The sequence below is a fragment of the Planococcus halocryophilus genome (assembly GCF_001687585.2).
GTDB lineage: Bacteria > Bacillota > Bacilli > Bacillales_A > Planococcaceae > Planococcus > Planococcus halocryophilus.
Window position 1 is genome coordinate 2,912,526 of sequence record NZ_CP016537.2, and the last position, 14,910, is coordinate 2,927,435.

Sequence of the window (14,910 nt, forward strand, 5' to 3'; positions counted from 1 at the left end):
CGGATGTGGCCTATGGATTCCCAACGTTATACAGTACGAGACCGGCAGTTTTGGAAAATTATCTTTAGCCTTCTTTTTGCCTCTTTGTTTATTTTTGCAAATATGTATGCAGTACAGCCTCTTCTCCCTGTCTTTGTGAAGGAATTTCAAGTTCCTGTGTCTACAGCTAGTTTGTCTTTGTCACTCACAGTTATTGGCTTGATCCTTGGATTAATCATCCTTGGATTCTTTTCCGATCGCAATGGCAGAAAACCTTATATCATTTATTCTTTGCTTGGATCAGCAATTCCGCTCTTTATTATTCCGCTAACCGATTCGTTTTCTGTTTTGCTATTTCTTCGCTTTATCCAAGGTTTTGCACTAGCAGGCGTCCCTGCTGCAGCTCTCGCTTATATTAGTGAAGAAATCGATCGAAAAAATATAGCTTATGCTATGGCTCTTTATATTTCCAGCAATGCACTTGGTGGCATGTTAGGACGTTTTTTAACGGGCTTTCTTACTGATCACTTTTCTTGGCAGATCTCGTTTTATGCTTTTGCGATAACAGGACTCTTATTGTCCGCTATTGTCGTTTATTTGCTGCCACCGTCACGAAACTTCACCTCTAGCCAAGTAAGTTTTGCAAAAGATATTGAAGGCTTTCTATTTCACCTGAAGAATCCGGCACTCCTTATTGTCTTCGGTCTTGGTGCGATTTTGCAAGTCTCCTTTACCGGTATTTGGACGTATTTGCCTTTTTATTTAGAAGCCCCTCCATATTCAATGTCGTTACAAGCGATATCGTATTTATTTTTTGCTTATGGAATCGGCGTCATTGGATCACCAATTGCTGGCCGAGTCGCTGAAAAATTTGGCTTACGCAATGTCCGTTTAGCAGGTGTACTTATCTTATCTGTTGGAATCTTCATGACACTTAGTCCTTATCTATGGATAATTGTTGTTGGCCTTTGTGTCACTTGTCTCGGGTTTTTCACCGCTCACTCTTTAACTGCCGCTTCTGTTAGCCAGCAAGCAACTCACCATAAAGGCAGTGCCTCTAGCCTTTATTTGGTGTCTTACTATATAGGCGTTGCAGCGGGAAGTTCTTTGTTAAGTCCTTTATGGACTTCTGGCGGTTGGACTGGTCTAGTGCTATTTAGCGCAATTTTACCCCTTCTTTATATTATGGCCATTACTCTTTACCGAAAAAAAGCAGGCTCTACCCCGAGGTGAGCCTGCTTTTTGCTGTCGATTAAAACTTATTTAAGAAAGTCCGATGGAATCGACATCAGATCTATCCCCCAAACAAGCGGTAAGAAGTAGAATACCGCAAGTCCGACAAAGAAAATACCAAAGATATTTAGCGCAAAACCCGCTTTGGCCATATCTGAAATCTTCAAATATCCAGAGCCAAACACGACTGCATTTGGTGGTGTTGCAACTGGCAACATAAATGCACAAGATGCTGCAACGGCTGCCGTTACCATCAATGCATAAGGATGAATGCTAAGAGCAACTGCAAGTGATGCCATGATCGGGAACATCATCGAAGCCGTAGCTGTGTTTGAAGTAATTTCGGTCAAGAACAACACGAGTGCAGCTACAACCAACACAATGATCAGAACGTTAACGCCCTGAAGCCCAATCAACTGATTGCCAATCCACTCAGACAACCCGGAGCTTGTAAATCCAGCAGCAATAGCTAGTCCTCCACCAAACAGCAGTAAAATACCCCAAGGCAATTTGACTGCTGTTGCCCAGTCTAGCAAGTGATCGCCCTTTTTGTTTTTAGAAGGAATAATAAATAATACCATCGCAGCAATCAAACCGACCGTTGCATCGGTCATTTCTAAGTTGGGCGCAAATGCATCCAGAACAAATGAGCGGCTGATCCAAGCAAGTGCTACTGCTAAGAAGACTACAAAGACTGCTTTTTCTTCATAAGAAGCTCCGCCTAAGTCCGTTTTTTGCTGGCGTATTACTTCGCTTCCGCCCGGCAAGTGTTTCAACTTTTGTGGATAAGCAACTTTCACTAGGTAAACCCAAGCAACTAATATAAAAATCCACGCTAATGGTACACCAAATAGCATCCATTGTGCAAAAGTGATTTCAATGCCGTAAATTTCATTAACTGCACCTGCGAGTAACGTATTCGGAGGTGTTCCGATCAATGTTGCAATTCCCCCAAGAGATGCAGAATACGCAATCCCTAGCATCAAAGCTTTGCCAAAGCTGAAATTCTCTTTTGAAGTATCGATCGACGTATTATACTTTAAAGCCTCCGACACTTGATAAATAATGGCCAAACCGATTGGCACCATCATCATCGCCGTAGCCGTATTGGAAATCCACATTGACAGAAATCCTGTCGCGACCATAAAACCAAGAATAATACGTTCCGTATTCGTACCAATCACAGAAATAATCGTCAAGGCGATTCGCTTATGTAAATCCCATTTTTCCATTGTCAAAGCAATCATAAAACCGCCCATGAACAGAAAGATTGTATCACTTCCATACGCTGAAGTTGTAGCGCTTACATCAAGCCCATTCGTCATCGGAAAAAGAATAATTGGCAAGAGTGATGTTGCAGGAATCGGAATTGCTTCTGTAATCCACCAAGTGGCAATCCAGATCGTACTGGCCAGTATTGCTTTTGCTTCAGGTGTTAGTCCATCTGGATTAAACAACAGCAAAGTTAAAATAAAAAGAACTGGACCTAAAATTAAACCAATTAGTTGCGGTGCATTATAACTCCGCTTTTTTTTGCTTTCATCGTACGACCCAGCGTCTTCAGCACGATCTCGATTGTCAGACATGCCTGCTCCGGGATTTGTAAATAACCGAAATGTCTCTTTTGCTTGATCATGTTTTTCCCACATCCAATTCCATGTTGCAGAAATCATGTTATCCCTCCATCTCATTAATATATTATCCAATAATTCCCTTCTTAATTGTATCCGTTTACACTTTTATAGACAAGTTGGAGAATGTCTTATTTATTAATCTCTTTAAAAAAGGCAGAGACTTAAAGTCTCTGCCTTTTTACTTGCTATTTCTCGATTTTTCAACGCTCATCCGATTCACCAATTGGGTTGTTTTCATCACCAATCCCTTTATTGCTATGAGCTCCTTTTTCTCTCATCTTTTCCCCGCGGTCTTTTGCTTGCTGGTCGATGCTTTTAAACTTTTCATCTTGTGGCTGGCTTTGGCTGCTCTCTGGATTTGCATGTTCTGAAAAATCATTTTTAGCCATAAAATTTTCCTCCTTCGAGTATTTATATTTTCATTTCCCTTAAGAAAGAAAATAAAACACTTATAACGGAAGAAAAACTCCATAGCCAAAGTACACAGTCAGAAGTGAAAGAAGTACGAAAACCAAATATTCGGAAGTGCCTCCAGTAGTCGCAGTTACAGGAAAGCGCACTGTCCACTTGAATGGAAAGAACAATTTCACACCTCTTTTGGTTGCCATATCCAATACAATATGACTGGCCATCCCTATTAACAAGCCTGCTGATATGGCTTCTACTGTCATAAAGCTCTCCAATATAAAAGCAGTCAATGCTAGAAACAGCAGACTATGCGTAAATGTTCGGTGTCCAAAGAGGCCATTAATCGTTTTTGATAATGCCGGCAAAGTTCTCCCGATTTTACTGCCGCTATGGCAAATATCAGGAATCACCGCGCCGATTACCCCTGCTCCTACTAAAAGAATGGAATCATAATTCGTAACTTGTGCAAAAGCAAGACTTGCTGCTATACCGCCAATAATATGTGTTTTACCTGTCATGCTTTTTCTCCTTTGTCGTACTTGAATCGAGCTCATTTTTATTATACTAAAAATCGTGTATGCTGAAGATAGGGAAATTGGCAGTGTATATAGAATTCTATTAAGCAATGGGTTCTATTGTACAGTGAATATTCCACAAAGAAATATAAAAGGAGGCGTCATTATGGGAATTCATCGTTTCTTCACTTCATTAAACGATTTAGAACGGATTATCCGTGCACCTGGAATGTTCAAGTTTGAAGAACATAATGTTGCAGCCCATTCGTGGAAAGTAAGTCAGTACGCCATGTTTTTTGCAACAATTGAAGAACGCGCTGGCCGAGAAATCGATTGGAAATCTTTATATGAAAAAACTATAAATCATGATTTTGCAGAAGTATTTATCGGCGATATTAAAACACCGGTCAAATACGCTTCTCCTGAACTAAAAGAAATGATCGCAAAAGTGGAAGAAGGTATGATGGAAAAATTTATCCTCCGAGAAATCCCTGAAGAATTTCATGACGTTTTTTTTGAACGCATGAAAGAAGGAAAAGACAACTCGGTAGAAGGTCGTTTACTAGAATTAGCGGATAAGCTAGACCAATTTTATGAAGCTTTTGCAGAGTTGAAACGAGGCAATACGGATAAAGAATTTGTCGTTATGTACCGAATTGCTTTAACTAAATTGCTTGGTCTTCCTTTGCCCGCAAGTGTCGAGTATTTTAAAAACATCATGCTTGATGATGTCATTAATGAAGACACTGCCATCGATGTAAAAGAGCTTACACGTAAGATCATGGCCGAGCATTGAGCTTGACTCTATATTTCGAGGTAAAATTATGGTAAATTTAACATCAACAACTACTTTCGGAGGTGAATCCCTTAACAAGGGAATTTATTGGACCCCATACTTATATTGAATTTAGCTTTGCTCGTCTTATTAATCGCGTTAACGGCTGTTTTCGTCGGCTCGGAATTTGCCGTCGTTAAAGTCCGGATGTCGCGCATCGACCAATTAATCGATGAAGGAAATAAAAGAGCTGTACTGGTTAAAAAAATCACCAGTGACCTGGATTATTATCTATCAGCCTGTCAACTCGGTATCACGGTTACTGCTCTCGGCTTAGGCTGGTTAGGAAAACCGACAGTTGAACGTCTTTTTTATCCTTTGTTTGAAATGCTCGATGTTCCTTCTTCCGCCTCAACCATCATTTCATTTGTTTTAGCTTTCTCATTAGTGACTTTCTTACACGTTGTCATAGGGGAAATGGCACCAAAATCATTGGCACTTCAATTTACTGAACGGATGATACTCTTTCTGTCTCCTTTCTTGTATTGGTTTGGCAAAGTTATGTATCCGTTTATCTTCATATTAAATGGCTCTGCTCGTGTACTTTTGCGGATTTTCGGAATTGAACCTGCTAAAGAAGACCAAGCCCATTCAGAAGAAGAACTAAAAATCATCATGGCACAAAGCTTCCAAAGTGGAGAAATCAATCAAACTGAGTTGTCTTACATGCAGAACATTTTTGCTTTTGATGAACGCAGTGCAAAAAATGTCATGATTCCACGAACTCAAATGATTGCCTTTGCCGATGATTTATCGAATGAAGAACTTCTTTCTGAAATCCGTGACCATCGCTTTACGCGTTATCCTATCGCCAGAGATGGCGATAAAGATGACCTTATTGGATTTATCAATGCGAAAGAAGTATTGACGCATTATGCTGTAAATGGCCAATTTGATATGTCAGAACTTGTACATTCCTTACCTTATTTTCATGAAACGACTCCACTTCAAAACGCTCTAGTGAGAATGCAAAAAGATCGTACGCATATCGCACTCGTGATCGATGAATACGGTGGAACTTCAGGTTTGATTACAATGGAAGATATATTAGAGGAAATTGTTGGAGAAATTCGTGATGAATTTGATGAAGACGAAGATGAAGAAATTATAAAGGAAAGCGACACACGCTATCTTTTAAATGGTCGCGTCCTTTTAAAAGATCTGGAAGAACGTTTCGATTTTAGCTTTGAAGACAGCGAAGATATTGATACGATTGCTGGTTGGATCCAACATCAGCTTATTGAAGCTGAAACGGGTGACCTTTTTGTAAAAGAAGGATGCCAATGGTCGATCGTTGAAATGGAAAATCACCATATCTTAAAAGTCGCTTGTGACATATTACCAAAAACACATTAAGAAGAATGTCCGTTAATCGGACATTCTTTTTGTTTAACAAAAACTATTCAATATATCTTGTTACAATTTATCTATTTATTTCAGGATTAACCTGCTACTTAATAGGGCATACAAAAATAGATAAATTAATTTTTATGGAGGTTATCATATGAGTAAAGCAATGGGATTCGTCAAAGAACTTGGCAATGAATTCAAAAAAGATAATGCAACAACCCTTGCTGCAGCACAAGCTTATTATTATTTATTAGCTATCGTTCCTTTATTGATTTTGCTGCTGTCTATTTTGCCTTATCTTCAAATTGACCCAGCTAAAGCAATCGAATTTATCCGCAGTATTCTCCCAGGAGAAGTAGCTAATACATTCCAAGACACCATTGTCAGTGTGGTCACTACCCCATCAGGCGGTTTGTTGACATTTGGTATTCTCGGTACACTTTGGTCTGCTTCTAATGCCTTAACAGCATTTATCAACGCTACCAACCAAGCTTACGGTATTGAAGAAACGCGTTCTTTTATTAAATTAAAAGCAACCGCAATTGGCTTAACACTAGGTATGCTTGTAGCTGTTATTATCGCACTTGTTTTACCCATATTCGGTGGGACGATTATCGACATTATCAAATCGACATTAGACCTTCCAGAGCAAACTGAAATCATTTTTCAACTTTTACGTTGGATCATTTCTGTTGCAGTGATGAGTATCGTTCTTGCCCTTATGTACAAGTTCGCTCCCAACAAGCATTTCCCGTTTAAAGAAGTACTTATCGGCGCAGTAATCGCCACAGTCTTATGGCAAGCTGTATCATTTGGTTTCTCAATTTACGTTTCTAACTTTGGTAGCTATTCTGCTACGTACGGTAGTTTAGGTGGCCTTATCGTATTGATGTTGTGGTTCTTCTTAACAGGTTTAATCTTGGTAATTGGCGCGGAAATAAACGCGATTTTAGACAGACGCAGAACTGCGAAAAAGAATGCATCTTCTGATGCGCTCGCAAATAGCGATATTAAAGGTAAGAATACAGAATCCTCTATGAATAAGTATTAAGCAAAAGACCCTTCATCAATGTGATGAAGGGTCTTTTTAGTCTTGTTATTAATTTTGAGATGAGGAAATTATTGATATTCACATTCCCGGCCGATGCTCCAAAAAGTTACGATATGCAAAGCCTTCTACTTCTGCTTCTGAATAATGTTTCTGCAATTCATTGATCAAATTTGGAAATTCCGATGCATTGTTGAGATCTGTAATATATGAAGAAATACCGTCAAAATCTGATCCAATACCAATATTATTCACTCCTCCTAGTGCACAGAAATGATCAATATGACGGATCAAGTCCGGTATTGTCGCTTGTTCACTATCTTTGTTGATAAAATCTGGACAAAACACAACATCTATCATTCCGCTTTTTTCGAACATTGCCTTTATTTGCTGGTCATTCAGATTGCGTGGATGATCGCAAAGTGCACGCGCGTTGGAATGGCTAGCGATTGGGAATTTTGCCAATTCCATCACATCCCAAAATCCGTTTATCGACAAATGAGAAACGTCTGTGAAGACATGATGTTCGTTGTTAAGGCGCACTACTTCTTTTCCGAGCAGGGTTAACCCAGCATCTCTTGGATCTCCAACACCATCTGCGCAAAGGTTGGCATTATTCCACGTTAATCCGATTGACAGCACTCCTAAGCGATAAAGCTGACGTAACTTCATCAAGTCATTGCCGAATGCATCCGCGCCTTCTAGTGTTAAAACTGCGCCAATTTCATCAGGCTTTAGTGAATCAATATCTTTCCAGTTTTTTATATGTTTCATCAATGGGTTGTTCCCGAGTATTTCACTGTAGAACAAGTCTATTTGCTCAAGAGCATGTTGCCATTTTTCATCAGATGGAAATTCAGGGTGAATAAAAATAGCGAAAAATTGCACTTTCACGCCACCAGCTTGCAAACGTTCAAAATTGGTATCCAATTCTTTTGACTGCTGAAAATTTAATAATTCTCCATGAAATAATGCATTGCGCTTTGCCATCTGTAGCTTTAGCAGCGCGTCACAATGTGTGTCAAAAATCTTCATCTATTCATCTCCCTCTTCTTTGCACGCCTCTACAAAACCGGAAAAAATTTGGATCGATGCTGAATCGGAGGCTCTTGCCATATTTTCGGGATGCCATTGCACACCTAATACAAAATGATGGTGCATGCTCTCCACTGCTTCTACAATCCCATCACTCGCTTTACCACTAATGACAAATGGCGCAGGTACTAATCGATTGGCTTGGTGGTGACGGCTATTTACTTTTATGCGCGTTTGCCCAGTCAATCGGTTTAGTAGTGAACCTTCTGTTACATCAACAAAATGCGAACCGTGGAATTTTGGTGCTTTTTGTTGATGTTGGAGCAAATCACCTTTTACTTGCGTCGTAATATCTTGATACATATCGCCACCCACAGCAATATTCAAAATCTGTGCTCCACGACATACACCTAAAATGGGTTTATCCATTGCTAATACTTTTTTCACTAAAGCTAATTCAAATGCATCACGCGATGGAATAATCACCCCAAGGTTTGGATGGGGTTCTTCACCGAATAAAGTTGGATCGATATCATAGCCCCCAGCTAAAAATAGTCCATCAATATGTTCAGCAATTTCATCTAAATCAGCTTCTTCAACTAAATGAGGCAGCATGACCGGTAAACCTCCTGCTGCAAGTATCGCTTCTGTATCGGCAAGTTCAATGCCGTAGTCGTCACGCCCCAATTCTAAAGACGCAGTCACACCAATAATTGGTTTCATCTATGTATACCTCCTGATTTTAAAAAACTGAATATAATAAACATACAGACTTTTAGGGTATAATACTAGCAAATACAAGAACTTTACCAAATATGAATTTAATAAAAAAATGGAAAGCGTGTGAGCTTCCCATTTTTCATGATTATTCTCTGCTATATTCTGCGATTGCTGTAGCAATTGCATCCTCGATTGCTGTAACTGAAGTTAAATCATTATTGATCACAATAGAGAAAATTATTGGCTCTTCGTCTTTAGTTGTTACGTATCCAGATAATGCAGATACTGCAGTCAAAGTGCCTGTTTTTGCTTTTACATTTTGTTGCGCTGCAGTTTCTTTCATGCGATTGCGTAAAGTACCTCCAACAAAACGCTCTACGTTTCCTGCAACGGGTAGCGCATTATTATAGCTGTTAAACCACTCTTTTGTTTGAATTCCGTACAATAATTGCGTTATTTCGTTTGTTGGCATTAAATTGACATGAGACATTCCCGAACCGTCGCGAAGCAAGATGGTATTCGTATCAACACCAAGTGTTCCAGCTACATTCTCCATCACTTTAAGTCCTGCTCCCCAACTTCCTTGTCCTTCGACTATGCGCCCCATTTCTTTAACTAGCACTTCGCCGTGCCCATTATTGCTAAGCTTCATAAAGGGAATCGATAATTCTGCCAGTGTCATTGATTGATGCTCTAATAGTAATGTGCTGTTTGCAGGAGTTTCCCCCATTTTCACTGTATACTTCCCAGACCAATCGATTCCTTCTGCTAATAAAGCATTCTCAAACAAATCCAGTGCATAGCCTGAAGGTTCGTCAACAGCAATCCATTCTCTTTTACGCGAACCATCTACCGGAATATTCCCTTCAATAATAATTTGGTTGGTTCCATGCTCACGGCTAATTGAAACCGTCTTTGCCTGATCGGCTGAGACTGTTTTTGCCTTATTTATAATTGTTACATAATCTGTCTGAGGTGATAGTGACACTTTTGGTTCTTCACCAACCGCCCCTCCTGCATTTACTTCGACGATAAGAGACCCTGCATCATAATCGTCATTCGGTGATGCAGTTAATGCAGATACTTGAGCTCCGTAATAATAAACTTCGTCTTGCCACGTAATATCTTCAGACAAACGAACCTTATCATACCAAGTATCATCGCCGATCAAGTCGCCTTTAATCTTTTGGATTCCTTGGCTTTTGAGTTCACGTGCAAAATTTTCAAAATCTTCTTGTAGCAGTGTTGGATCTCCTTTTCCTTTCAAATAAAGATTCCCTTTAAGCATTTCCCCTTTTAAAGTTCCATCCGTATGTATTTCCGTAGTGAAACGATAATCTTCCCCTAAAGTTTCAAAAGCAGCTGCAGCAGTAAAAAGCTTCATATTCGAAGCCGGAATTAATCGAGTGTCTCCGAAATGATCGTAAATTTGTTCAGCGGTATCTGCTTTTCTAATACTAACTCCTATTAACGCACCATCTAGTCGATCATCATGTAAAATTTCATTGATTTCGCTAACTAAAGGTGCATATTCACCGTCTGCACCTGCTTTATTTTCATGATCTGTGAGATAAACCATTATTACTGTTGCCAACAATAAAGCCACAAAACTTTTCATCATGTTTTTCCTCGTCATAACAACATCTCCTGTCCCATAATATGTTAAATAATGTAACACAGTACCCACTTAAATTATCAGTTAATTAAATAAATAGATCTTTACACATAGTCATCCATTTCCGACTCAGGTATATTCTCTATTAAAAAACACCTCAATTTATCCTTTGATTCTATTAATAGAACAATCCACCTATTCTTTCCCACAAAAAAAAGCAGTAGAAACAAAAAGTTTTTACTGCTCAGGTCGTAGACAAAAAAATTATTATGTTAGTTAACGAATAAATATTCATATTATCCTATATACTGGATCCTTCGCTCCATGCGGACGCTTTCCGCGGACGAAGCGCTGAGCCTCCTCGTCGCAAGCTCCTGCGGGGTCTCATCACTCCGTTTTTCCGCAGGAGTCGCCGCATTATGCTCCGGATCCTTGTGTGATTATTCATTAATCCTCTTGAAAAATAGATTCGCTGGTTACTCTCTCTAATTTGAGCTATATGCTAACAACCGTTCTGGCCACGAAGACTCCTATGGGACAGCGAAAGCTGAAGACCCCGCAGGAACGCAAGTGACGAGGAGGCTGAAGCTGAGCCCATGGAAAGCACAGTGGCTGGAACGGTTGTGGTTATACACAACTATACATTTTCAATAGACTTTGTCTACAGTCTGAGCAGTAGAAACAAAAAGTTTCTACTGCTTTTCCAATGGTCTTTTACAACTTTAATTCATCCGCTCATTTGCTGTTTTGTTGTATAGAGTAACCGATCTCCTACAAAAATACGGCATTCTATTTTACAAAAACCAGAGCCGATCGATACTTTGATCTCTTCATATTCACCGTCTTTGTTTTTCACTTTTCCAAACAACCGGGAAGTCAAATGCAAGCCTACTTGTTCGTCTTGTAAAACGCCGTCCACAAACAACTTTTCATTGGTCCATGTATTAACAACACGAATTGTGTGATCACCATACTTTATCACCCAGATATCCTTCATCATACTGGCCCCCTACTCCAAGTTTTGACCATATTATAACAGATATTTGTTAACCAAGTGTTCATTCGAAACGTAACTAACACCTTTTCAGTTCCGTCTTTTTTCAAAAAAAAATGTAGATTCACTCAAACAATTCGAGTGAATCTACAGTTTAGGTATTTAAAACTATTATTTGATCAATTCCAATTCAACCGGAATTGATGCTTCAACTTCCTCGCCATCAAGTGACTGAACAGCTGTTTCTACAGCCATTTCACCAATCATTGCAGGTTTTTGTGCAACAGTACCATCAAGACGGCCTTCTTCTACCGCTTTAACTGCATCATTTGTTGCGTCAAATCCTACTACTGCAATATCTTTTCCAGAAGCTTCAATCGCTTCAATCGCACCTAATGCCATTTCATCATTATGAGCAAATACTCCTGTTATATCAGGGTTAGCTTGAAGAAGGTTCTCCATAACAGATAAGCCTTCTGCACGGTTAAAGTTTGCTGTTTGTTTTGCAACAACATCCAACGTGCCATCTGCTACATTATTAAAGCCTTCGCCACGTTCACGTGCTGCTGAAGATCCCGGAACGCCTTCAAGTTCTGCAACTTTAGCGCCATCGCCAACAATAGAAATTAAGTGCTCTGCTGCCATTTCGCCACCTGCAACATTATCTGAAGCGATATGAGAAACAACTTCGCCACCTGCAGCACTACGGTCAACCGTAATAACTGGAATGTTTGCTGCGTTTGCAGATTCTACTGCTGCCGCAACTGCTTCAGAATCAACTGGGTTGATCATAATTAGATCTACACCTTGTTGGATCAAATCCTCTACATCACTTGCTTGTTTTGAAGCATTGTCTTGTGCATCTACAACTGTTAATGTTGCGCCTAATTCTTTCGCTTTTGCTTCAGCACCTTCATTCAATGTTACGAAAAACGGGTTATTCAAAGTCGAGATTGAAAATCCAATTGTGTAATCTCCGTTTGCTTCGCCGCCGTCGCCACTTTCCTCTTCAGTACTTGATCCTGGAGCATCCATTGAACAAGCTGCCAAAATCATCATTACCAATAACATGAACCCCAATTGCAATTTTTTCATTTTCCTGCACCCCTTATGCTGTTTTTTTACGGTCCAGAAGAACCGCTAATAATATGACTGCACCCTTCACCACTTGTTGGAAGAAGGAAGTAACCCCAATTAAGTTTAATCCATTATTCAGTACTCCAATGATTAAGGCACCAATCAATGTGCCTACAATCCATCCACGACCACCTGTCAAACTTGTACCGCCAAGCACAACCGCAGCGATTGCATCAAGTTCAAACATTTCTCCAGCAGTTGGTTGTGCTGAATTCAAACGCGATGTCAAAATTAGTGAAGCCACTGCTGCCAATAAACCAAGCAACGAGTAAACATAAATTTTGATACGGTCTGCATTGATTCCTGACAAGATTGACGCTTCTTCATTGCCGCCTACTGCGTAAACACGGCGGCCAAAAGTCGTCTTTTTCAAAATGAAATACAAAATCGCGAAACTAATAATCATTGTGACAACGGGAATCGGAATTCCAAGAAAATAACCTTTGCCAAGCATTTGGAAAGTTAAGCTATCGCCTAATCCTGAAATAGGTCGTCCATCCGTATAAACGAGTGTCAGTCCACGGTAAATGGTCATTGTCGCTAATGTTGCGATAAATGGTGCCACTTTTCCTTTTGCGATAATGATTCCGTTAACCGCTCCGAGAACTGCTCCAAGCAATAGTCCAAGTAGCATAGCAAAAATTGGGTCTACGCCACTGGCCATTAGCCCTGCCGTTACAGCACCTGTTAACGCTAAAGTTGAACCTACTGATAAATCAATACCACCTGTCAAAATGACGAAAGTCATTCCGAAAGCAATCAACGCATTAATGGATACTTGCCGAAGTACGTTCATTAAGTTGGAGACAGATATGAAATCTGGATTTAAAATCGTGATAATTGACATAATAAGAAATAAACCGATAAATGGTGCTATTTTTTGAAGTACGGATTGATTACTGGTCTTCAACTGCAAGTTTTCCACCTCCTGTAGCAAAATGCATAATTCGTTCTTGTGTCATTTCATGTTTTGGTATGTCTGCTGTTATTTTCCCTTCGTGCATCACTAAAACGCGATCAGCCATACCAAGAACTTCTGGCAGCTCCGAAGAAATCATCAAGATGGCTACGCCTCTTTCAGCTAGTTCATTAATAATCGAATAAATTTCTTTTTTTGCTCCAACATCGACACCGCGTGTAGGCTCATCCAAAATGAGCAATTCCGGCTCAATACCGAGCCATTTCGCGATAACCACTTTTTGCTGATTCCCACCACTCAAAGATTTCGCTGCTTGATCAGGTCCTGATGTGCGAATTCCGAGACGTTGAACCATCGTGTCGTAAAGTTTTCGTTCTTTATCTTTAGAAATCAGACCATTTTTTGATATAGCTGCATAATTGGTCATGCTGACGTTTTCTTCTACTGAAAAGTCGACAACGAGCCCTTCTGATTTGCGGTCTTCTGTAACATAACCTATGCCCATTTCTTTTGCTTTTTTCGGCGTATCGATATTGACTTTTTTGCCATCAAATTCAATGGTTCCGCCATCAAGTTTTTTATACCCGAAAAGCGATTGCGCCACTTCAGTGCGTCCTGCTCCCATTAGCCCCGCAATTGACAAAACTTCACCTTTTCGAAGTTCAAATGAAACTCCTTCAAAACACCCTGTACGATTTAAGTCTTTAACTGCGAGTTTAATGTCACCAATTGTTGAATTGCGTTCAGGATAGCGTTCACCAAGTTCACGACCAACCATCATTTGAACCACTTCATCAAAAGAAGTTTCACTGATTTTCCGTTCACCTACAAATTCGCCATCACGCAAAATCGTGATGCGATCACATAATGAGAAAATTTCTTCCATCCTGTGTGATATGTAGATAAAGGAAACTCCACGTTTTTGAAGTGCACGTATGGTCTTAAACAAATTATCAATTTCACGATCTGTCAGCGCGGCAGTGGGTTCATCCATAATAATGACTTCTGCGTCCACCGATAACGCTTTAGCAATTTCGACAATTTGTTGTTTACCGACTGACAAGGAACTAGCGGGATCTGTCGGATTAATATCCAATCCCAAATCGAGTAGGATTTGACGCGTCTTTTTTTCCATTTGCTTGTTTTTCAGTATGCCTGTCCGACCGAATGTTTCTTCACGACCAAGAAACAGATTGTCTGAAATCGATAGATGAGGCAGTATGTTCAACTCCTGATGAATGACCGCAATGCCTGCTTTTTCTGCTTGTTTTGGAGAAGTGAAATTGACTTTTTTGCCTTTTACTTCGATGGTGCCTGAATCTCGTGTATATATGCCCGACATGATTTTCATCAATGTCGACTTGCCTGCGCCATTTTCACCCATCAAGGCATGAATTTCGCCTTTTTCCAACGTAAAATGGACATTTTTCAAGACTTTATTGCCACTGAACGATTTGGAGATATCCACCATTTTTATCATTAAATTCA

General features: G+C 39.9%; 14 protein-coding genes. 4 read left to right on the forward strand and 10 right to left on the reverse strand.

All coding sequences use genetic code 11. The features are described 5' to 3' along the window. Window positions 1-12 precede the first annotated feature (12 nt). Window positions 13-1,212 (forward strand): MFS transporter, encoded by a 1,200-nt coding sequence (locus BBI08_RS14395; RefSeq protein ID WP_008498456.1) that lies wholly within the window; start codon window positions 13-15, stop codon window positions 1,210-1,212. 26 nt (window positions 1,213-1,238) lie between these two features. On the opposite strand, the gene BBI08_RS14400 is transcribed toward BBI08_RS14395, so the two are convergent. The 3 genes from BBI08_RS14400 to BBI08_RS14410 form a co-directional block, all read right to left on the reverse strand. Then, entirely contained in the window at window positions 1,239-2,885 is a 1,647-nt protein-coding gene (locus BBI08_RS14400) for an SLC13 family permease (protein WP_065528254.1), read from the reverse strand. 161 nt (window positions 2,886-3,046) lie between these two features. Continuing rightward, window positions 3,047-3,235, reverse strand: a complete 189-nt coding sequence (locus BBI08_RS14405; protein ID WP_008498452.1) for a hypothetical protein — start codon at window positions 3,233-3,235, stop codon at window positions 3,047-3,049. A 60-nt stretch (window positions 3,236-3,295) separates the two neighbouring features. Then, window positions 3,296-3,772, reverse strand: a complete 477-nt coding sequence (locus tag BBI08_RS14410; protein WP_008498451.1) for a metal-dependent hydrolase — start codon at window positions 3,770-3,772, stop codon at window positions 3,296-3,298. Between the two features lie 163 nt (window positions 3,773-3,935). Here BBI08_RS14410 and BBI08_RS14415 point away from each other — a divergent pair, with 163 nt between their 5' ends. The 3 genes from BBI08_RS14415 (at window position 3,936) to BBI08_RS14425 (ending at window position 7,005) form a co-directional block, all read left to right on the forward strand. Further along, window positions 3,936-4,565 carry a YfbR-like 5'-deoxynucleotidase gene (locus tag BBI08_RS14415; protein ID WP_065528255.1) on the forward strand — a complete coding sequence of 210 codons (630 nt, stop codon included), beginning with the start codon at window positions 3,936-3,938 and terminating at the stop codon, window positions 4,563-4,565. 105 nt (window positions 4,566-4,670) lie between these two features. Next, the gene (locus BBI08_RS14420; RefSeq protein WP_008498450.1) at window positions 4,671-5,960 is read left to right on the forward strand and encodes a hemolysin family protein; all 1,290 of its coding nucleotides are present in this window, start codon (window positions 4,671-4,673) and stop codon (window positions 5,958-5,960) included. A gap of 148 nt (window positions 5,961-6,108) precedes the next feature. After that, window positions 6,109-7,005, forward strand: a complete 897-nt coding sequence (locus tag BBI08_RS14425) for a YihY/virulence factor BrkB family protein (RefSeq protein ID WP_008498449.1) — start codon at window positions 6,109-6,111, stop codon at window positions 7,003-7,005. Window positions 7,006-7,083: 78 nt separating this feature from the next. Here BBI08_RS14425 and BBI08_RS14430 read toward each other — a convergent pair whose 3' ends face one another. From BBI08_RS14430 to BBI08_RS14460, 7 genes are all read right to left on the reverse strand, one after another. Continuing rightward, a complete protein-coding gene (locus tag BBI08_RS14430; RefSeq protein WP_008498448.1) occupies window positions 7,084-8,037 on the reverse strand; it encodes a dipeptidase in 954 nt (317 codons plus the stop codon). Next, a complete protein-coding gene (locus BBI08_RS14435) occupies window positions 8,038-8,760 on the reverse strand; it encodes a gamma-glutamyl-gamma-aminobutyrate hydrolase family protein (RefSeq protein WP_008498447.1) in 723 nt (240 codons plus the stop codon). A gap of 142 nt (window positions 8,761-8,902) precedes the next feature. Further along, complete coding sequence (gene dacB, locus BBI08_RS14440) at window positions 8,903-10,393, reverse strand: D-alanyl-D-alanine carboxypeptidase/D-alanyl-D-alanine endopeptidase (RefSeq protein WP_008498446.1); 1,491 nt, start codon at window positions 10,391-10,393, stop codon at window positions 8,903-8,905. A 706-nt stretch (window positions 10,394-11,099) separates the two neighbouring features. Continuing rightward, window positions 11,100-11,372, reverse strand: a complete 273-nt coding sequence (locus tag BBI08_RS14445; RefSeq protein WP_008498445.1) for a hypothetical protein — start codon at window positions 11,370-11,372, stop codon at window positions 11,100-11,102. A 165-nt stretch (window positions 11,373-11,537) separates the two neighbouring features. After that, the gene (gene rbsB / locus BBI08_RS14450) at window positions 11,538-12,461 is read right to left on the reverse strand and encodes a ribose ABC transporter substrate-binding protein RbsB (protein WP_008498444.1); all 924 of its coding nucleotides are present in this window, start codon (window positions 12,459-12,461) and stop codon (window positions 11,538-11,540) included. A 13-nt stretch (window positions 12,462-12,474) separates the two neighbouring features. Beyond that, a complete protein-coding gene (locus BBI08_RS14455) occupies window positions 12,475-13,419 on the reverse strand; it encodes an ABC transporter permease subunit (RefSeq protein ID WP_008498443.1) in 945 nt (314 codons plus the stop codon). Beyond that, window positions 13,400-14,902, reverse strand: coding sequence for a sugar ABC transporter ATP-binding protein (locus BBI08_RS14460; protein WP_065528256.1), 1,503 nt, complete (start codon window positions 14,900-14,902; stop codon window positions 13,400-13,402). Before BBI08_RS14460 ends, BBI08_RS14455 begins: the two co-directional genes overlap by 20 nt. Between the last annotated feature and the right edge of the window lie 8 nt (window positions 14,903-14,910).

Bases quoted from the DNA above. Each gene is read 5' to 3' on its own strand.
- BBI08_RS14415 (WP_065528255.1), top strand. From the start codon at position 3,936: ATGGGAATTCATCGTTTCTTCACTTCATTAAACGATTTAGAACGGATT.
- BBI08_RS14405 (WP_008498452.1), bottom strand. From the start codon at position 3,235: ATGGCTAAAAATGATTTTTCAGAACATGCAAATCCAGAGAGCAGCCAA.
- BBI08_RS14400 (WP_065528254.1), bottom strand. From the start codon at position 2,885: ATGATTTCTGCAACATGGAATTGGATGTGGGAAAAACATGATCAAGCA.
- BBI08_RS14430 (WP_008498448.1), bottom strand. From the start codon at position 8,037: ATGAAGATTTTTGACACACATTGTGACGCGCTGCTAAAGCTACAGATG.
- BBI08_RS14425 (WP_008498449.1), top strand. From the start codon at position 6,109: ATGAGTAAAGCAATGGGATTCGTCAAAGAACTTGGCAATGAATTCAAA.
- dacB (WP_008498446.1), bottom strand. From the start codon at position 10,393: ATGACGAGGAAAAACATGATGAAAAGTTTTGTGGCTTTATTGTTGGCA.
- BBI08_RS14395 (WP_008498456.1), top strand. From the start codon at position 13: ATGGATTCCCAACGTTATACAGTACGAGACCGGCAGTTTTGGAAAATT.
- rbsB (WP_008498444.1), bottom strand. From the start codon at position 12,461: ATGAAAAAATTGCAATTGGGGTTCATGTTATTGGTAATGATGATTTTG.
- BBI08_RS14435 (WP_008498447.1), bottom strand. From the start codon at position 8,760: ATGAAACCAATTATTGGTGTGACTGCGTCTTTAGAATTGGGGCGTGAC.
- BBI08_RS14445 (WP_008498445.1), bottom strand. From the start codon at position 11,372: ATGATGAAGGATATCTGGGTGATAAAGTATGGTGATCACACAATTCGT.
- BBI08_RS14410 (WP_008498451.1), bottom strand. From the start codon at position 3,772: ATGACAGGTAAAACACATATTATTGGCGGTATAGCAGCAAGTCTTGCT.
- BBI08_RS14460 (WP_065528256.1), bottom strand. From the start codon at position 14,902: ATGATAAAAATGGTGGATATCTCCAAATCGTTCAGTGGCAATAAAGTC.